Here is a 17,407-nt window from a genome sequence, read left to right as displayed (position 1 = left end):
CCCTTTGAGGAGTCCGAGTTCCACCATGCCCCACGCCACTGACAACCGGCCGAAAGCCCTGCTGGCGATGGGCCCCGGCATCGCCGACCGGCTCCTCGCCGACCGCCACCGCACCCGACTGGCCGCCCTCACCCGTACGGATCCCCACTTCGTCGCGCACGACCTGGCCGACCCGACACCGGAGACGGCCGCCGCGCTCGCCGAGGCCGAGGTGCTGTTGACCTGCTGGGGTGCGACACCGCTGACCGCCGAGGTGCTGGACGGCGCACCGCGGCTGCGGGCCGTGGTGCACGCCGCCGGTTCCGTGAAGCACCACATCACGGACGCCTGCTGGGAACGCGGGATCGCCGTCACCTCTGCGGCCGGTGCCAATGCGCTGCCCGTCGCCGAGTTCACCCTTGCCGCGATCCTTTTCGCGGGCAAGCGGGTGCTGCAGACCGCGCAGCGTTACGCCACCCTGCGCACCGACCACGACTGGCTCCAGGAGCTCGCCGGCTCCGGCAACTACCGCCGCACCGTCGGCATCATCGGAGCATCCCGCATCGGCCGACGGGTGATCGAGCTGCTGCGCCCCTTCGACCTGGACGTCCTGCTGTACGACCCCTACGTCGACGCGGCGGAGGCGGCCCGGCTGGGCGTACGGCTCGCGGCGCTGGACGAGCTGTGCGCACACAGCTCCGTCGTCTCCGTGCATGCGCCGCAGCTGCCGGAGACGCGCCATCTGATGGGCGCGGCGCAGCTGGCGGCGATGGCGACGGGCACAACGCTGATCAACACGGCTCGCGGGTCGCTGATCGACGAGGACGCCTTGCTTGCGGAGCTGCGGAGCGGGCGGCTGCACGCGGTGCTGGATGTGACGGATCCCGAACTTCCGCCCGCGCTCTCACCGTTGTACGAGCTGCCGAATGTACTGCTCACTCCGCACATCGCGGGCTCGCAGGGCGTCGAGCTGCACCGGATGGCCGACCAGGCACTCGACGAGATGGAGCGGTTCGCGTCCGGCCTGCCCTTCGCGGACCCCGTGCACGCCGGGAGCCTGCAGCACTCGGCCTGATCCCCGAACGTCGAAAACCCTCTGATCTCTCTAAACTGGAAGGATCCCATCCGGACTGCAGGACCGGGAGACGCCATGAGATTCGTACAAGTAATCGACTGCAAGACGGAGCGGTTCGACGACATGGACCGCCTCATGGACGAATGGGTCGAACGGACCAAGGGCACGCGGACAGCCACGCACAGCCTCATCGGCAAGGACCGCTCCGACGGGTCCCACTTCGTCGAGATCGTCGAATTCCCTTCGTACGAAGACGCGATGGCGAACTCGAAGCTGCCGGAGACCGACCGGATCTTCCAGGAGATGGTGGCGCTCTGCAACGGAATGCCCACCTTCACCGACCTCGATGTGGTCCGTGACGAACAGTTGAACCAGACACTGTCGCGCCGGTTCTTCCACGAGATCGCCGTCGGGGGCAACCTCGAAGCCATCGACGAGGTGTTCGCGCCCGACTACATCGACCACGACGTCGCGAAGGAACAGGACACGGTGGTCGGGTCCGACTCCCTGAAGAACGACGTGATCAGATGGCGTGCGGCCTTCGATTTCACCGTCAGCCTGGACCGGCAGGTCTGCGAGGGTGACGACGTCGTGACGCTGTGGACCTGGATCGGCACCCACGAGGGCGACTTCATGGGGATCGCCCCCACGGGCAGGCAGTGCACCATGACGGGCACCACGATCTTCCGGTTCAAGGACGGCAGGATCCAGGAAGGCTGGTGGCACGCGGACCTTCTCGGCCTGATGCACCAGCTCGGCGCGCTCCACTGACCCCACGGCGGAGGGCAGCCGAAAGCCCCCGTTCCCACTGCTGAACAGCGGGAACGGGGGCCTTGTGCGACGGTGAGGCCAGGTGGCAGCTCGTCAGTGCGAGTGACCGTGGCCGCCGTGACCGGCTTCGGCCTCTTCCTCGGCCGGCTTCTCGACGACCAGGGTCTCGGTCGTCAGCAGCAGCGACGCGATGGACGCGGCGTTCTCCAGCGCGGAGCGGGTGACCTTGACCGGGTCGATGACGCCGGCCTTCACCAGGTCGCCGTACTCTCCGGTCGCGGCGTTGAAGCCCTGGCCCTTGTCGAGCTCGGCGACCTTCGAGGTGATGACGTAACCCTCGAGGCCCGCGTTCTCGGCGATCCAGCGCAGCGGCTCGACCGCGGCGCGGCGCACGACCGCGACACCGGTGGCCTCGTCGCCGGCCTTGTCGAGGTTGCCCTCGAGGACCTTGACGGCGTGGACCAGAGCGGAGCCACCACCGGAGACGATGCCCTCCTCGACCGCGGCGCGGGTCGCGGAGATGGCGTCCTCCAGACGGTGCTTCTTCTCCTTGAGCTCCACCTCGGTGGCGGCACCGACGCGGATCACGCACACGCCGCCGGCCAGCTTCGCGAGGCGCTCCTGGAGCTTCTCGCGGTCCCAGTCGGAGTCGGTGGCGTCGATCTCGGCCTTGATCTGGTTGACCCGGCCCTTGACGTCGCCGGGCTCGCCGCCGCCGTCCACGATGGTCGTGTCGTCCTTGGAGACGGTGACACGGCGGGCGGTGCCCAGCACGTCCAGACCGGCCTGGTCGAGCTTGAGGCCGACCTCCTCGGCGATGACGGTCGCACCGGTGAGGGTGGCGATGTCGCCGAGCATGGCCTTGCGGCGGTCACCGAAGCCCGGGGCCTTCACCGCGACGGCGTTGAAGGTGCCACGGATCTTGTTGACGACCAGGGTCGACAGGGCCTCGCCCTCGACGTCCTCGGCGATGATCAGCAGCGGCTTGGAGCCACCGGCCTGGATGACCTTCTCCAGCAGCGGGAGCAGCTCCTGGATCGAGCCGATCTTGCCCTGGTGGATCAGGATGTACGGGTCGTCGAGGACGGCCTCCATACGCTCCTGGTCGGTCACCATGTACGGGGACAGGTAACCCTTGTCGAAGGCCATGCCCTCGGTGAACTCGAGGTCCAGACCGAAGGTGTTGGACTCCTCGACGGTGATGACACCGTCCTTGCCGACCTTGTCCATCGCGTCCGCGATGAGCTCGCCGACCTGCGAGTCCTGCGCGGAGAGCGCGGCCACGGCGGCGATGTCGGACTTGTCGTCGATCGGGCGGGCGGTCGCGAGGAGCTCCTCGGACACAGCCTTGACCGCGGCGTCGATGCCCTTCTTCAGGGCGGCCGGGGAAGCACCCGCGGCGACATTGCGCAGGCCCTCGCGGACGAGCGCCTGGGCGAGCACGGTGGCGGTGGTGGTGCCGTCACCCGCTACGTCGTTGGTCTTGGTCGCCACCTCCTTCACCAGCTGGGCACCGAGGTTCTCGTACGGGTCGTCGAGCTCGACCTCGCGCGCGATGGTGACACCGTCGTTGGTGATGGTGGGAGCGCCGAACTTCTTGTCGATGACGACGTTGCGGCCCTTGGGGCCGATCGTCACCTTGACCGTGTCGGCAAGCTTGTTGACGCCGCGCTCAAGGGCGCGACGGGCGTCCTCGTCGAACTTCAGAATCTTCGCCATGGGAGCTGAACTGTCCTCTCGAACGAACTGCGCCCCTGACCGCCCGGCTTGTTATCTCGCAGGGGACCAGGGGCGCAGAACGGAAGCAAACGTGTGTGAATTACTTCTCGATGATCGCGAGCACGTCGCGAGCCGAGAGGACGAGGTACTCCTCGCCGTTGTACTTCACCTCGGTGCCGCCGTACTTGCTGTACAGCACGATGTCACCGGTCTTGACGTCGAGCGGCAGGCGCTCGCCGTTCTCGAAGCGACCCGGGCCCACGGCCAGGACGACGCCCTCCTGGGGCTTCTCCTTGGCGGTGTCCGGGATGACCAGGCCAGAGGCCGTGGTCTGCTCGGCGTCGAGCGGCTGGACCACAATGCGGTCCTCAAGCGGCTTGATGGCAACCTTGGAGCTGGTGGTCGTCACGATCCGGCCTCCCCCTTCGGAGATCTCGGGGTTAACTGCGGGGTTAACTGTCTGGGGTGGCGATCAGATGGGTCCGTCGTCGCGGGTGCCGGACCTGCCGGTCGCACAGTACTGCTGGCACTCTCCAGCGGGGAGTGCCAGAGCTGACACTATGACCGCGATTAGCACTCGGTCAAGCGGAGTGCCAATTCAGTGCGATCGTGGCGTCACCGCACCGGGCTGTCCCGACGGGTCGACGTACGGGGAACGCGGGGACGGACCGCGCCGTTCCGTGCGACGGCGGGGAGATGCCGGTCGTCACGCCCCCGCGTCGGCGTCGGCTGCCGGGGCAGGTCTCGACATCGCTCCGGTTCCGCCCCCGGCGGCGCCGGGCAGCGGTCTGCGCGACCGTCACGTTCCGTACGGCCGGGGCGGGCCGGGCCGCCTCCTGCGCCGACCCGCCCGAGGCGGCCGAACCAACCGCCGACGAACCGGGCCGTGATCGCATTCGGGGTGCCCGCCCCGGCGGTCGTCGCGATCGGCGTCGCACCGCTGCGCGCGAACCGGCCCCGGGCGCCCGGTCCAGGCCTTCGCCGCGATCGCGCCGTGCGTCATGACGGTGCGGACCGGGTACGTCGACTACCGCCGCTCGCACCCCGTACCGGCGCCCGCTCCGCCGGACGGTTCCGGCCCGTCCGGCCACCAGTGCCTCAACGGCGAGAACGACCCCGTGGGCCCGGTCTCCGGCAGCCGACCCGGCCGACCGCAGGGGCCGACGACCGTCGACCCCGCGGCCCCCTGATCACCCCGCACACCCTCCCGCCGCTCCGGCTCCGCCCCCGAAGTCGGTCCCGGCTCCGGCTCCGGCGTCCGGTGCTGGCGGCTCACCTTCTGCGCGGCCTTCCGGCCCAGCCGTTCGATCGGGTCGACCGACTGCGCGCACCCGGCGGTGGCGGTCAGGAGCGCACCGGTTGCCAGCAGGCCGGCGAGCAGCCGGTGCGCCCTCCTCATGCGTAGTCCTCCAGCCGGGCCACGGCGTACCCCTTGTCCGTGATGGTCCTCATGACGGCCCGCGCCGCATCAGGGCCGACCCATACCCCCGCGCGGTTAAATCTTCCTTTTGTCGTACAAGCTGCATGGTTTCGCATACTGCCAGTGGGGGCCCGGCCACCGGCTCCGACACCTCCGCCGGGTCCGCGCGGTCCCCCGGCTGGCTCACAATGGGCCGGTGAACGCCTTCGATCCGACCGACCCGCTCGCCGCCTTCACGGCCCTGCGCACCCCCGAGGGCGAGGCACTCCTCGCCGAACTGCGGGCGTACGACCCCTCCCAGGAGCTCGCCACCGCGACCCGGCTGCGCCGCAGCCATCCGGCCCCGCTGGTGTCGGCGGCGCTGGGGCAGGCACGGCTGCGGCAGCGGGCGGTGGCGAAGTTCGGCGCCGAGGACGCGTACCGGATGTTCTTCACCCCGAACGGCGTCGAGCAGGCGACCCGCACCTCGGTCGCCACCCACCGCGCCCGACGCTTCGCCGAAGCGGGCGTACGCAGCGTCGCCGACCTCTGTTGCGGGATCGGCGGCGACGCCCTCGCCCTCGCCCGCGCGGGCATCTCCGTCCTCGCCGTGGACCGCGACCCGCTGACCGCCGAGGTGGCCCGCGCCAATGCCGCCGCACTCGGTCTCGACACCCTGATCGAGGTGCGCTGCGCCGATGTCACCGAGATCGACACGTCCGCGTACGACGCGGTCTTCGTCGACCCGGCCCGGCGCGGCGGACGCGGCAGGATCTTCGACCCCGAGGCGTACTCGCCGCCGCTCTCCTGGGCGACCGCCGCCGCGCTGACGGCCCCCCGTGCCGCACTGAAGATCGCCCCCGGCATCCCGCACGAGGCGATCCCGGCGCAGGCGGAGGCGGAGTGGATCTCGGACGCGGGCGATGTGAAGGAGGCGGTGCTCTGGTTCGGCGAAGGGTTCGCCCCGGGCTCGTACCGCGCCACACTGCTCCCGGCGGGCGCGACCCTGTCGGCCCCGGCCGCACTGCCCGCGCCGCCCGTCGGACCGGTGGGCCGCTATCTGTACGAGCCGGACGGCGCCGTCATCCGCGCCCATCTGGTCGCCGACGTCGTGGAGCGGTCGGGTGGCCGGCTGGTCGACGAGACGATCGCGTACGTCACGAGCGACGAGCCGTACGACTCCCCCTACACCTCCGCGTACGAGATCACCGACCAACTGCCCTTCAACATGAAGAAGCTGAAGGCGCTGCTGCGGGAGCGGAAGGTCGGCGTCCTGACCGTCAAGAAGCGGGGCTCGGCCGTCGAACCGGAGGAGCTGCGCCGGAAGATGAAGCTCGAGGGACCGAACGCGGCAACGGTGTTCCTGACCCGCGTCGCCGGGGCACCGACCATGCTGATCGGCCACCCCGTGCGGCCCGACACGCGTACGAGCTCCTAGGGCGTGTGCCCATGAGGAGCGTCGTCCGAGTGTGCGTGCCGGGCGGCGCGACGGGGCAAAGCGTGCCGGGAGGGCACTAGGCCAGATCGGTCAGTTCGTCGGCGTACACCCGGGAGAGCGGCTGCGGGCCCACGTACTGCTGGCAGTTGCACTGCCCGGATTCGAAGCGGACCGGCTTCTTGCTCTCGTCCCAGGCCGTCGGCACCTCGACCCGCTCATGGCACTTGCCCTGCTTGTCGTGCTTGGCAAGGTGGTGCGTGCAGCCGCAGATCGGCTCCGGCGGCCGGTTCGCCGCCTCGACGGCGAGGCGTTCCTGTTTGCCCGCCTCCAGCAGTTCCAGCTTGCGGGTGTGCCGGTTGCGCAGCGCCGTACGGACGTTGTCGACCGCCCATCCGAAGCCACCGGTCCAGAAGATGATGAGCACCCACCAGTACCACTCCATATGACCCCTCCCCCTGCGCGGATCCTGCTACGCAGCCAGAATAGAGGCGGGTTCAGCGGTGAGCACCGCCCCGGACGGAGAACAGCGGCTCGGGCCCGGGCGCCCCGACGAGCACTCTCAGCACCCAACGGCGGTGCGCGAACGCCTTGGTGACACCGATCAGGCCGAGCAGCCAGCCGATCATCCCGAGCCCCATGACCAGGGCGACCGCACCGTAGGTGTCCTCGCCTGCCCTTGCACCTGCCGGGACGGCCACGCAGGCGTACAGCCCGACCGCACACAGGGCGAACGACGAGAGCACCCAGGCGAGGCTCGCACCGGAGGCCCGCAGCCGCATGTCGCCGACCGGATCGCGGTCCAACTTGCCCCAGGCGTCGAGCAGTCGGCGGATCTGCCGGTCGCGGCGCAGACCGACGACGACGAAGACCACCGACGGCACGACACAGCAGGCGCCCAGGGTGGCGAGGACGACGCCGAGGACGGCACCGAAGATGTCGTACGACTCCTCGAACGTCAGGATCGCGGTCCCCACCAGCGACCAGCCGAGCGCGCACAGGGCGCCCCACAGCCACAGCAGCACCAGCCTGCCGCGCCCCACATGCATGGTGACCAGCTCGCCGAGGACGAACGCCCGGTCTGCGAGCAGGGCTTCCCTGTCGGGCCAGGACCGTATCTCGACGGGTGGAGGGGGCGGCGGCAACAGTGCGCGGCGGGACATGAGCCCGAGCCTACCGACCGGGCGTGGGCACGGTTCGGCGTGGCTTGCGTTGAAGCGCGCTCCAGCTCGTAACGTCCGAATGCGACCGGCTGACCGGATGCACGCACGTACCGAGGGAGAACACTGTGCAGTACACGCTGTTCGGCCGGACCGGCCTGCGGGTGAGCGAGCTGAGCCTCGGCGCCATGACCGTCGGCGCGGACTGGGGATGGGGCGCGGACAAGGAGACCAGCGCCCGGATCGTCGACGCGTACGCGGACGCGGGCGGCAATTTCATCGATACCGCCAACAACTACACCGACGGCAGCTCGGAGACGATCCTCGGCGAGCTGCTCCAAGGCCGCCGGGACCGGTTCGTGCTCGCCACGAAGTACAGCTGCGCCACCCGCACGGGCGATCCGAACGCGGCGGGCAACCACCGGAAGAACCTGGTCCAGTCGGTGGAGGCGAGCCTCGCCCGGCTGCGTACCGACCGCATCGACGTGCTGTGGGTGCACGCACGGGACAACTTCACCCCGGTCGAGGAGGTCATGCGCGCCCTCGACGACCTCGTACGGTCCGGCAAGGTGCTCTATCTGGGGGTGTCGGACTGGGCGGCATGGGAGATCGCGCAGGCGAACACCATGGCCGAGCTGCGGGGCTGGACCTCGTTCGCCGGTTCTCAGCTGCGGTACAACCTGCTGGAACGCACCCCGGAACGCGAACTGCTGCCGCAGGCCCGCGCCTTCGACCAGGCCGTGCTGGCGTGGAGCCCGCTCGCCGCAGGCAAGCTCACCGGGAAGTACCGCCGCGGCGAAACGGGCCGGCTGGACGCGCCCGCCTTCGACAACCGGGCCGATCGCCGGGAGGAGGAGGTCCTCACCGCGGTGCTGGAGGTCGCCGAACAGGGCGGCTGGAGCCCGGCGCAGGTGGCGCTGGCGTGGCTGCGCGGGCGGCCCGGGAACATCATCCCGATCGTCGCCGCCACCAGGGTGAGCCAGCTCGTCGACAATCTCGCCGGTGTCGATGTCGCGCTCGACGCCGCCGCGGTGCACCGGCTCGACGCGGCCAGCGAGGTACCGCTCGGTTTTCCGCACGACTTCCTGCGGGAGCCGGGGGTCATGAGGAACGTGTACGGGGACCTCTGGGCGGACATCACGGACCGGCGCTCGACCTACCGCCGGACCACGAGCGAGATCCGCTAGTGCGAGCCGGTGAACCTTTCCGGTCGCAGCACCGGCCGCGCTGCGTAGGCTGTTCGGATGATCGCGATACCGGCGGACTTCGAGCGGACCACGGCCGGCCGGGAAGGCGCACGCGGCCGGGCCTGGGTGGAGTCGCTGCCGGGGCTGGTCGACGAGCTGCTGCGGCGCTGGGACTGCGCCGTGGACGCCGGACCGGTCCTGCACGGCCAGGTCGGGATCGTCGTTCCCGCTCGGCGGTACGACGGGTCCCGCGCCGTGCTGAAGGTGTCGTTCCCCCACCCGGGCAACATCCATGAGCCGGACGCCTTCGCGGTGTGGCGCGGGCGCGGAGCCGTCGCCCTGTACGAGCGGGACGACGAGCGGTTCGCGATGCTGCTGGAACGGGCCGGGCCCGGCACCCTCGCCGGTCTCGACGACCTCGACGCGGCGGTGACCGCGGCCGGTCGTCTGGTGCGCAGGCTGGCGGTCCCGGCGCCGCCCGGACTGCCCCGGCTCGCCGACCGGTCCGACGCGTGGGAGCAGGAGATGCGCGAACACGCCGGACGGCTGGCCCGGCCACTGCCTCGGTACGTCACGGACGCGGCGCTGGCGACCGTACGGGAACTGGGCCGCGAGCAGCCGGACACCCTGGTCCACGGCGATCTGAACTACGGCAACGTGATCGCCGGCGCACGCGAGCCCTGGCTGGCCATCGACCCCAAGGGCTGGGTGGGCGACCCGGCGTACGACGGGATCACGCTGCTCCGCAGCCGCCTCGATACCCTGGATGCCACGCTGCAGCGCCGCGTCTCGCTCTTCGCGGACGCCGCCGAGCTGGACCGCGACCGGGTGCGCCGCTGGGCACAGGCGCGTGCGGTGACGGCGGCCCACTGGGGGCGGCTGCACGGGGACCCGGAGTGGCTGATCGCCGCGACCGACGGGATCGCGACGGCGCTCGTCCGATGAGGTGGGGCCGCAACGGTGTACGGGGCGGGCGGGGCCGGTAGCGACGGGGATCCCGCCCGTTCCGTCCGGTCTCAGCTGTCCGACCGGTCGTCCGGGTAATCGCTGTACCCGTCGAACCCGGCGTCCGCGCCGTCGTACTCGAAGTCGTCGGCGCCGTCGCCGCCCGCCCCCGGCTGGGGGCTGTAGTCGTCATGGTCGGACATGATGGCTCCTCTCGCGACGGGCGCCCGATGCGCCCCGGTCACGCGGTCGACGAGGCTGCCGGACCGGCCGATGCGCCCGCCCGACCCGGGCCACCTCAGTGGCGTACAGCCCGGTCGACCGATTCCCGCCCATGGCCCGTCAGTTGCCGATCATCGGGGTGGCCCTGAGGCACGTGACGCACACCCGGCCCACCGGGCCGGGTCCGCATCGGCCGGGCGGCACGCACGCCGTCACGCGTTGCGCAGAGCCTCGATGTCGAGCTTCTTCATGCCGAGCATGGCCTTCATGGCCCGGTCCGCCTTGGCCTGGTCCGGGTGGGAGAGCGCCTCGGACAGCCCGCGCGGAACGATCTGCCAGGACAGCCCGTACTTGTCCTTGAGCCAGCCGCACTGGCTCTCCTCGCCGCCGTCGGTGAGCCTGTCCCACAGCTCGTCGACTTCCGCCTGCGTCTCGCAGTCGACGGCGAGCGAGATCGCCTCGGTGAACGGGAACTGCGGACCGCCGTTGAGCGCCACGTACTCCTGGCCGGCCAGCCGGAAGTCGACGGTCATGACGGTGCCCGGCTCGCCGGGCGACGACTCGGTGTAGTGCGACACGCCGAGCACCTTCGAGTCGCCGCCGAAGACGGAGACGTAGAAGTGCGCGGCCTCCTCGGCCTGGCTGTCGAACCACAGGAAGGTCCTGATCTTCTGCATGGTCTGCTCCTCGGCTGTCCGTACGGACATTGACTGTGCAAGGTGGACCGGACGGGCCGCGGAAACTCATCGCTCCGCGCCGGATTCCTTTTCCGCCCGGGCCAGCAGCAGCGCCCGCTCGCGCGCGTTACGGGTCAGGTCCGCCGCCCGCAGGAACTCCGCGCGTGCCTCGCCCGTGCGCCCCAGCCGCGCCAGCAGATCGCCGCGCACACTCGGCAGCAGGTGGTACGCCTTCAGCGCCGGGTCCCCGGCCAGGGCGTCGACCAGCACGAGCCCCGCCTCCGGCCCCTGCGCCATCGAGACGGCGACCGCCCGGTTCAGCGCGACGACCGGCGACGGGGCCGCCTCCAGCAGCAGCCCGTAGAGCGTGGCGATGACCGCCCAGTCCGTCTCCTCGTACGTCACCGCGTGGGCGTGGCACGCGGCGATCGCGGCCTGCAGGGCGTAGGGGCCCGGGGTGTCGCCCGCCGCGTTCGCCCGCTCCAGGGCCGCGTATCCGCGCCGGATCAGCAGCCGGTCCCAGCGGGACCGGTTCTGGTCGGCGAGCAGCACGGGCGCACCGTCCGGCCCGGTCCTGGCCGCGATGCGGGACGCCTGGAGTTCCAACAGGGCCACCAGGCCGTGCACTTCGGGTTCCCTGTCCATCAGTCCGGCCAGCACCCGGGCCAGCCGCAGCGCGTCCTCGCAGAGCGCCGGGCGCAGCCAGTCGTCGCCCGCGGTGGCCGAATAACCCTCGTTGAAGATCAGATAGATGACTTCGAGGACGGAGGCGAGCCGGGCCGCACGCTCGGGGCCGTACGGCACTTCGAAGGGAACGCCCGCCCGGCCCAGGGTGCGCTTCGCGCGGACGATGCGCTGGGCGACGGTCGGCTCGGACGCCAGAAAGGCCCGGGCGATCTCGTCGGTGGTGAGTCCGCCGAGCAGCCGCAGGGTGAGCGCGATCCGGGCCTCGGTCGACAGCACGGGGTGGCAGGCGGTGAAGATCAGCCGCAGCAGGTCGTCGTCGATGTGGTGGGGGTCCTCGATGCTGTCGAAGTCTCCCGGCTCGGGCGGCGGGACGTCCTCCAGGCTCCGCCCGACCTCGGCCAGCTTCCGCGCGTACGTCTCCTTGCGGCGTACGAGATCGATCGCGCGGTGCTTGGCGGTGGCCATGAGCCAGGCGCCCGGTCTGTCCGGGACACCCGACTCCGGCCACTGCTCCAGCGCGGCGACCAGAGCGTCCTGCGCGAGCTCCTCGGCGATGCCGACATCCCGCACGATGCGGGTGACACCGGCGATGATCCGCGCGGACTCGATCCTGAATACCGCCTCGACCGCCTGCGTCGCGCTTGCTTCCGTCACGGCCACCCATCAGAGCAGCCGTACCGCGGCGCAGCAAACGCGGCCCGGGACAGCCCCTACGACCTGGTGCACGACAGCGAGCGGGCTCCCGGCGTCCACTCCCTGTCGTGCACCAGGCCCTCAGCTCTCGGCGATCTCGCGGACCTCGGAGGTGACGGTCCAGTTCTTCGGGTGAATCTCCAGGAACCGCTTGGTCCACTCCAGCGCCTCGGCCATGTCCTTGCACTGGGTGATGGCGTAGCCGCCGACGACTTCCTTCGTCTCGGTGAAGGGCCCGTCGGTGTAGCTCAGCTTGCCGCCCTCCCAGGTGACCCGGGTCCCCTGCGAGGTGGGGGTGAGCCCGGCGGTCTCCAGCATGACCCCGGCCTTGGTGATCTCCTCGAACAGCGCGCCCATGCGCGCCTCGAAGTCGGGGTCGGGGACCTCGGAGGGGAGGTTCTGCTCATCGATGCGGATCATCGACAGGAAGCGCGGCATGGTGACTCCTCGGTGCGGGAGGGCGGGGGCTTTCCCTGCCTCTCACCCTTGCGTCGAACGGGAGACGCCGCAATCGACACACTCCCCCGAAGAAGTTGAAGAAATTTCCGGGAGACTTTTCCGGACTACCGCAGGGACGCCCACAGCTCGCTCGCGGCCGGTTCCCGCGCCACCACCCGGTTGGGGTCGGACGGGGCGGTGACGACGGGCATGGTGACCGTCCTCAGCCCGCTCGAGGGGATGTTCCGCAGGCTCTGCGCGAGGCTGCTCAGCTCGCCGAGCGAGTCGAGTCCGGTGTCCGTGGTGAGGCTGCCGGTGACCGCGTCCGCCACCTTGTACAGGCCGGCCGCGCCGGTCAGCAGGTTCGTGTCCCGGACCTCCTTCAGCAGTGCCTGGACGAGTTGTTGCTGGAGCTCGATCCGGCCGAGGTCGCTGCCGTCGCCGATGCCGTGGCGGGTGCGGGCGAATGCCAGGGCCTCGGTGCCGTCGAGCCGGTGCGTGCCCGCGTCGAGGTGGAGATGGCTGCGGTCGTCATCGATGTCCTGGGCCGTGGTGACGGTCACCCCGCCCAGCGCGTCGACGAGGTCGGCGAAGCCGGAGAAGTCGATCTCGATGTAGTGGTCCATCCGGACGCCGGTGAGCCGCTCCACCGTCGTGACGGCGCAGACCGGACCGCCCACCGAGTACGCGCTGTTGAACATGACGTTGTACGCCGTGGGGGTCGTACCGCCCGAGGAGACCGGGCACGAGGGGCGGGTCACCAGGGTGTCGCGGGGGATGCTGACGACGATGGCCTTCGTGCGGTCGGCGTTCAGGTGGACGACCATCGCCGTGTCGGAGCGGGCGCCGGCGCTGTCACCGCCGCCGAGCGCGGCGTTCTTCGCGCCGGTGCGCGAGTCCGAACCGAGGACCAGGATGTTCAGCGCACCGACGGGCAGCGGGGACGCGGAGGCGGACGGCGTCGTGCTCGGGACGGTGGTGGGCGCACGGGCCGGGCGGTTGTCGCCCAGCGCGTTGTCGATGTCCACGCTGCGGATGTTCTGGTTCAGGTGCCAGTACGCCCACCCCGCTCCGGCCGCGGCGAGGACCAGCGCGCAGCCGATCACCGCGGCGGCCGCCCTGAGCGCGCGGGGGCGGCGTCTCTTCTCTCGGGTCACGTCGAGGAACGTAGGTCCGAATTATTACGGCGGGAACCGTTGTTCGGTTTTCCTTCGGAAAATCTCAGGAACCCTTGAGTTTTCTCATGTTCCGCCGGCGGAGCCGCCGGCCACCTCGAACCGCCATCGGTGCACCTGCCTGGTGATCAACTCGGCTGCGGGTTCGGGCAGCTCGGGCAGCTCGGCGCCGTATGCCGCCTCCCACCAGGTGATGACCAGCACCCGGTCCTGCGGGGCGCGCAGCAGCTCGTACCGCAGCGGCTCGGTCGCCAGCTCACCGGTGCGCGCCCGGGCCCACTCCAGCAGTTCGGCGCCCCGGCCGTCCACGGCCCGGGCCTCCCACATGAGGGCGACGGTCATGAGTAGAGGTTGTCCTTGCTGATCTCGTGCACATGGTCGTGGTCGTGCGCGCTGCCCGGCACATGCGTGTCCGTCACCGGCAGCGACGAGTCCGCCGACAGTTCCAGATCGGACGCGGAACGGTTGCGCGCCACCATCTCGGCGCCCAGCGCCGCGACCATCGCCCCGTTGTCCGTGCACAGTCCGGGCCGCGGCACCCGCAGCCGGATACCGGCCCGCTCGCAGCGCTCCGCGGCGAGCGCCCGCAGCCGCGAGTTGGCCGCGACGCCACCGCCGATCATCAGGTGATCGACGCCCTCGTCCTTGCAGGCCCGGACGGCCTTCCGGGTGAGCACATCGACGACGGCCTCCTGGAAGGACGCCGCCACGTCCCGTACCGGCACCTCCTCGCCCGCGGCCCGCTTCGCCTCGATCCAGCGGGCGACGGACGTCTTCAGACCGGAGAAGGAGAAGTCGTACGCGGGGTCGCGCGAGCCGCTCAGTCCGCGCGGGAACGCGATCGCCTTCGGATCGCCCTCCTTCGCCAGCCGGTCGATGACCGGGCCGCCGGGGAAGCCGAGGTTCAGCACCCGGGCGATCTTGTCGAACGCCTCGCCCGCCGCGTCGTCGATGGTCGCGCCCAGAGGCCGTACGTCGTTGGTGATGTCCGGCGCGAGCAGCAGCGAGGAGTGGCCACCGCTGACCAGCAGCGCCATCGTCGGCTCGGGCAGCGGGCCGTGCTCCAGCTGGTCGACGCAGATGTGCGAGGCGAGGTGGTTCACCCCGTACAGCGGCTTGTTCAGGGCGTACGCGTACGCCTTCGCCGCCGAGACGCCGACGAGCAGCGCGCCCGCCAGCCCGGGACCGGCGGTGACGGCGATGCCGTCGAGGTCGCGGGCGCTGATGCCCGCTTGCTTCAGCGCGCGTTCGATGGTGGGGACCATCGACTCCAGGTGCGCGCGGGAGGCGATCTCCGGGACGACACCGCCGAAGCGGGCGTGGGTGTCGACGCTGGACGCGACGGCGTCCGCGAGCAGCGTCGTCCCGCGGACGATGCCGACGCCGGTCTCGTCGCAGGAGGTCTCGATGCCGAGTACGAGCGGTTCGTCAGCCATCAGTCAGTCCCAGTTTCCTGTACGTGCTCTGGTGCGGGTTCTTGTACGTGGAGGCGCATGACGAGTGCGTCGATGTTGCCCGGCTGGTAGTAGCCGCGGCGGAAGCCGATCGGTTCGAAGCCGAAGCGTTCGTACAGCTTCTGCGCACGCGTGTTGTCGACCCGGACTTCGAGGAGCACCTCCGCGCACTCGAAGGCCGTGGCGTGCTTCAGCAGATCGGTGAGGAGCTCGGAGCCCAGCCCGCCGCCCCAGTGGTCGCGGGTGACGCCGATCGTCTGGACGTCGGCGAGGTCACCGGCGGCGGCGAGTCCCGCGTATCCGACGATGCGTCCGGTGTCCGGGGCCTCGGCGACGACATAGCGGCGGGTGGCCTGCGGCCCGCGGGCGTGCGCCAGCTCGGACCAGAACATGCCGGCCGACCAGGCGTCCTCCGGGAACAGCTCGTGTTCGAGCTGCAGCACCGGGTCGATGTCCCACCAGCGCATCTCACGCAGCACGGCAGTCGGGCTCGTCACTTCGGGGTGACCACCTTGTAGTTCTTCGGGACCTGGGCGTCGGGCCGGCGGAGATACAGCGGCTGCGGCGGCAGCAGCTCCGCTCCCGCGGCGAGCCGCTCGGCGGCCAGCGCCGCGAGCGCCCCGGCGCTGACGTGCTCGGGACCGCGGGCGTCCGGGAACGCGTCGGGGTAGAGCGCCGCGCCCGCCCCGACCACCGGGAGCCCGGCGAGCTGCTCGGCGATGTCGGCGGGCCGGTCGACGGCGGGTTCACCGACGCGGGTACGGGGATCCTCGTACCGCGCCCAGTAGACCTCCTTGCGGCGGGCGTCCGTCGCCACGGCGAACGGGCCCTCCAGTCCGCCCTGCCCGGCGGCGTACGCGAGACCGTCCAGCGTGCACAGCCCGTGGACCGGCACGGAGAGCGCCGAGCCGAACGTCGCGGCCGTCACAAGACCGACCCGCAGACCGGTGTACGGACCGGGGCCGACGCCCACGACCACGCCGGTCACGGCGTCGAGCTTCACCCCGGCCTCGGCGAGGACCCGGTCGACGGCGGGCAGCAGCAGCTCCCCGTGCCTTCGGGCATCGACCTGGCCCGACTCGGCGACGACGGAGTTCCCGTCGTGCAGGGCGACGGTGACGGCGGGGGTGGCGGTATCCACGGCGAGCAAGAGCACGCAAACAGCCTACGGCTCCGCCGACGGCTCCATGGCGCCCCGTACGGCATCCCGTTCCCACCGGCCCCTGCTGCTACCGTCACCGGGTAGACGCGGGTACGACGTAAACGCTTGTACGACATACGGACGTCGGCGAAAGGGGCACGCACGGTGGCAAGGGGCAGCTCGGGAATCGTGGCCGGGCTCACCGCGGCGGCGCTCGTCGCGGTCGGCTTCCTGGCCTACCAGGCATCGGCGAACGCCCCCGACTCCGTCGCCGTCCCCAAACCGGAGGCGTCCAGCAGCGCCCCCGCCGTCGGCCACGACAAGCCGAAGGACAAGGAGCGTCCGACCGCGCTTCCCGCCGAATCCGGGACCGGGGCGAGGGTGGTGTACGCGCTGGGCGACCGCCGTGTGTGGCTGGTCGACGCGCAGGGGAAGGTGACCCGGACCTTCGCCGTCATGCCGAGTGCCCTGAGCCCGCGGCCCGGGGTCTACAGGGTGGGTTCGCGCTCGGGCTCGATCAAGGGCTCGGACGGGGTGCTGATCGAGCACGTGGTGCGGTTCGCGATGGCCGACGGGGATGTGCCCGTGGGGTTCAGCGCGGCACAGGACGGCTCGATGGAGAGCCCGGACCCGACGTTGAAGACCGGCGGGGTACGGATGAAGCGCGCGGACGGCGACGCGATGTGGAAGTTCGCGACGGTCGGCGCCAAGGTGGTCGTCGTCCCCTGACGCCACCGGGGACGGGCGGCCCGGGGCCTTCCGTCCGGGTCGGGCGGCGTTGTTCGTCCCCGGTCGCCGACTCCCCCACGGCCCCCGAGGGCCGTCGACACATCGGGGGACGCCCTTCGCGTGGGCCTCTTCCTGCGCCTTGCGGCCGCATGCACCGAGGCGACGCCGACCGCTCCGCGGCGGGCCGCTCCTCGACCCGGCCCGATCCGAACGAAGGACCTCAGGCGGCGTCGCGCTTCTCGTCGCACCCCTGGGACCCCTGCTGCCCCTGGGGCTCGTGCCGCTCCTGCTGTTCCTCCGACGGCGGGGTCGAGACCGCGGTCGCCGCGGCGCAGGCCGCCAGCAGATCCTTCATCGACACCGCGGACGTCTCTGGCGGCTGCGGCTGCGCTTCACGCTCGGGCGTCGGCATGGATGCCTCCTGGGCTCCGGTGGAAGGCGTGGTTAGGCAGACCTAACCCGCTCTCGGCATCCATGTGACCACGCCCGGCCCACCCCGCGCAACATTTTGCCGACAGCCT

At 71.0% G+C, this 17,407-nt stretch carries 21 protein-coding genes; 6 read left to right on the top strand and 15 right to left on the bottom strand.

The window, feature by feature from the left end; translation table 11 throughout:
- Positions 1–25: 25 nt before the first annotated feature.
- Both ACFU6I_RS22440 and ACFU6I_RS22435 read left to right on the top strand, forming a co-directional pair.
- Complete coding sequence (locus ACFU6I_RS22440) at positions 26–1,054, top strand: hydroxyacid dehydrogenase (RefSeq protein WP_384369501.1); 1,029 nt, start codon at positions 26–28, stop codon at positions 1,052–1,054.
- 75 nt (positions 1,055–1,129) lie between these two features.
- Complete coding sequence (locus ACFU6I_RS22435; protein WP_384369498.1) at positions 1,130–1,825, top strand: ester cyclase; 696 nt, start codon at positions 1,130–1,132, stop codon at positions 1,823–1,825.
- A 93-nt stretch (positions 1,826–1,918) separates the two neighbouring features.
- Here the strand turns inward: ACFU6I_RS22435 and groL are convergent, their stop codons facing one another.
- The 3 genes from groL to ACFU6I_RS22420 all read right to left on the bottom strand — a co-directional run bounded on the left by groL (position 1,919) and on the right by ACFU6I_RS22420 (position 4,943).
- Positions 1,919–3,544: a chaperonin GroEL gene (groL, locus tag ACFU6I_RS22430; protein WP_345515020.1), complete on the bottom strand. Its 1,626-nt coding sequence runs from the start codon at positions 3,542–3,544 to the stop codon at positions 1,919–1,921.
- A 100-nt stretch (positions 3,545–3,644) separates the two neighbouring features.
- Positions 3,645–3,953: a co-chaperone GroES gene (gene groES / locus ACFU6I_RS22425; RefSeq protein WP_003998759.1), complete on the bottom strand. Its 309-nt coding sequence runs from the start codon at positions 3,951–3,953 to the stop codon at positions 3,645–3,647.
- A 618-nt stretch (positions 3,954–4,571) separates the two neighbouring features.
- Positions 4,572–4,943: a hypothetical protein gene (locus tag ACFU6I_RS22420; RefSeq protein WP_384369495.1), complete on the bottom strand. Its 372-nt coding sequence runs from the start codon at positions 4,941–4,943 to the stop codon at positions 4,572–4,574.
- Positions 4,944–5,160: 217 nt separating this feature from the next.
- Here ACFU6I_RS22420 and ACFU6I_RS22415 point away from each other — a divergent pair, with 217 nt between their 5' ends.
- Positions 5,161–6,381: a methyltransferase domain-containing protein gene (locus ACFU6I_RS22415; protein ID WP_384369492.1), complete on the top strand. Its 1,221-nt coding sequence runs from the start codon at positions 5,161–5,163 to the stop codon at positions 6,379–6,381.
- A 76-nt stretch (positions 6,382–6,457) separates the two neighbouring features.
- Here ACFU6I_RS22415 and ACFU6I_RS22410 read toward each other — a convergent pair whose 3' ends face one another.
- Complete coding sequence (locus tag ACFU6I_RS22410) at positions 6,458–6,823, bottom strand: hypothetical protein (RefSeq protein ID WP_384369489.1); 366 nt, start codon at positions 6,821–6,823, stop codon at positions 6,458–6,460.
- A 52-nt stretch (positions 6,824–6,875) separates the two neighbouring features.
- The gene (locus ACFU6I_RS22405; protein WP_384369486.1) at positions 6,876–7,541 is read right to left on the bottom strand and encodes a hypothetical protein; all 666 of its coding nucleotides are present in this window, start codon (positions 7,539–7,541) and stop codon (positions 6,876–6,878) included.
- A 125-nt stretch (positions 7,542–7,666) separates the two neighbouring features.
- Here ACFU6I_RS22405 and ACFU6I_RS22400 point away from each other — a divergent pair, with 125 nt between their 5' ends.
- Both ACFU6I_RS22400 and ACFU6I_RS22395 read left to right on the top strand, forming a co-directional pair.
- Complete coding sequence (locus ACFU6I_RS22400) at positions 7,667–8,725, top strand: aldo/keto reductase (RefSeq protein WP_384369483.1); 1,059 nt, start codon at positions 7,667–7,669, stop codon at positions 8,723–8,725.
- Positions 8,726–8,782: 57 nt separating this feature from the next.
- Positions 8,783–9,670, top strand: a complete 888-nt coding sequence (locus ACFU6I_RS22395) for an aminoglycoside phosphotransferase family protein (RefSeq protein WP_384369480.1) — start codon at positions 8,783–8,785, stop codon at positions 9,668–9,670.
- 71 nt (positions 9,671–9,741) lie between these two features.
- Here the strand turns inward: ACFU6I_RS22395 and ACFU6I_RS22390 are convergent, their stop codons facing one another.
- The 9 genes from ACFU6I_RS22390 to tsaB all read right to left on the bottom strand — a co-directional run bounded on the left by ACFU6I_RS22390 (position 9,742) and on the right by tsaB (position 16,172).
- A complete protein-coding gene (locus ACFU6I_RS22390) occupies positions 9,742–9,873 on the bottom strand; it encodes a hypothetical protein (RefSeq protein ID WP_384369477.1) in 132 nt (43 codons plus the stop codon).
- A gap of 231 nt (positions 9,874–10,104) precedes the next feature.
- The gene (locus tag ACFU6I_RS22385) at positions 10,105–10,569 is read right to left on the bottom strand and encodes a VOC family protein (protein ID WP_384369474.1); all 465 of its coding nucleotides are present in this window, start codon (positions 10,567–10,569) and stop codon (positions 10,105–10,107) included.
- Between the two features lie 66 nt (positions 10,570–10,635).
- Positions 10,636–11,916 (bottom strand): RNA polymerase sigma factor, encoded by a 1,281-nt coding sequence (locus ACFU6I_RS22380; RefSeq protein WP_384369471.1) that lies wholly within the window; start codon positions 11,914–11,916, stop codon positions 10,636–10,638.
- Between the two features lie 114 nt (positions 11,917–12,030).
- The gene (locus tag ACFU6I_RS22375; protein WP_384369468.1) at positions 12,031–12,387 is read right to left on the bottom strand and encodes a YciI family protein; all 357 of its coding nucleotides are present in this window, start codon (positions 12,385–12,387) and stop codon (positions 12,031–12,033) included.
- Between the two features lie 125 nt (positions 12,388–12,512).
- Complete coding sequence (locus tag ACFU6I_RS22370) at positions 12,513–13,544, bottom strand: LCP family protein (protein ID WP_384369465.1); 1,032 nt, start codon at positions 13,542–13,544, stop codon at positions 12,513–12,515.
- An 84-nt stretch (positions 13,545–13,628) separates the two neighbouring features.
- Positions 13,629–13,904: a hypothetical protein gene (locus tag ACFU6I_RS22365; RefSeq protein ID WP_384369462.1), complete on the bottom strand. Its 276-nt coding sequence runs from the start codon at positions 13,902–13,904 to the stop codon at positions 13,629–13,631.
- Positions 13,901–14,998 carry a tRNA (adenosine(37)-N6)-threonylcarbamoyltransferase complex transferase subunit TsaD gene (gene tsaD, locus ACFU6I_RS22360; protein ID WP_384369459.1) on the bottom strand — a complete coding sequence of 366 codons (1,098 nt, stop codon included), beginning with the start codon at positions 14,996–14,998 and terminating at the stop codon, positions 13,901–13,903. The genes ACFU6I_RS22365 and tsaD overlap by 4 nt, the downstream gene beginning before the upstream one ends.
- On the bottom strand, positions 14,998–15,513 hold the full coding sequence (gene rimI / locus ACFU6I_RS22355) for a ribosomal protein S18-alanine N-acetyltransferase (RefSeq protein ID WP_345515005.1): 516 nt from the start codon (positions 15,511–15,513) through the stop codon (positions 14,998–15,000). The genes tsaD and rimI overlap by 1 nt, the downstream gene beginning before the upstream one ends.
- On the bottom strand, positions 15,510–16,172 hold the full coding sequence (gene tsaB, locus ACFU6I_RS22350; RefSeq protein WP_384043665.1) for a tRNA (adenosine(37)-N6)-threonylcarbamoyltransferase complex dimerization subunit type 1 TsaB: 663 nt from the start codon (positions 16,170–16,172) through the stop codon (positions 15,510–15,512). Before tsaB ends, rimI begins: the two co-directional genes overlap by 4 nt.
- A gap of 150 nt (positions 16,173–16,322) precedes the next feature.
- Here tsaB and ACFU6I_RS22345 point away from each other — a divergent pair, with 150 nt between their 5' ends.
- Complete coding sequence (locus tag ACFU6I_RS22345; RefSeq protein WP_384369456.1) at positions 16,323–16,886, top strand: hypothetical protein; 564 nt, start codon at positions 16,323–16,325, stop codon at positions 16,884–16,886.
- A 220-nt stretch (positions 16,887–17,106) separates the two neighbouring features.
- On the opposite strand, the gene ACFU6I_RS22340 is transcribed toward ACFU6I_RS22345, so the two are convergent.
- Complete coding sequence (locus ACFU6I_RS22340; RefSeq protein ID WP_384369453.1) at positions 17,107–17,298, bottom strand: hypothetical protein; 192 nt, start codon at positions 17,296–17,298, stop codon at positions 17,107–17,109.
- Positions 17,299–17,407: the final 109 nt, after the last annotated feature.

This window comes from Streptomyces sp. NPDC057486 (genome assembly GCF_042802415.1).
In the GTDB taxonomy this organism is placed as follows: Bacteria; Actinomycetota; Actinomycetes; order Streptomycetales; family Streptomycetaceae; genus Streptomyces; species Streptomyces yanii.
This window is presented reverse-complemented; position numbering and strand designations above follow the sequence as displayed.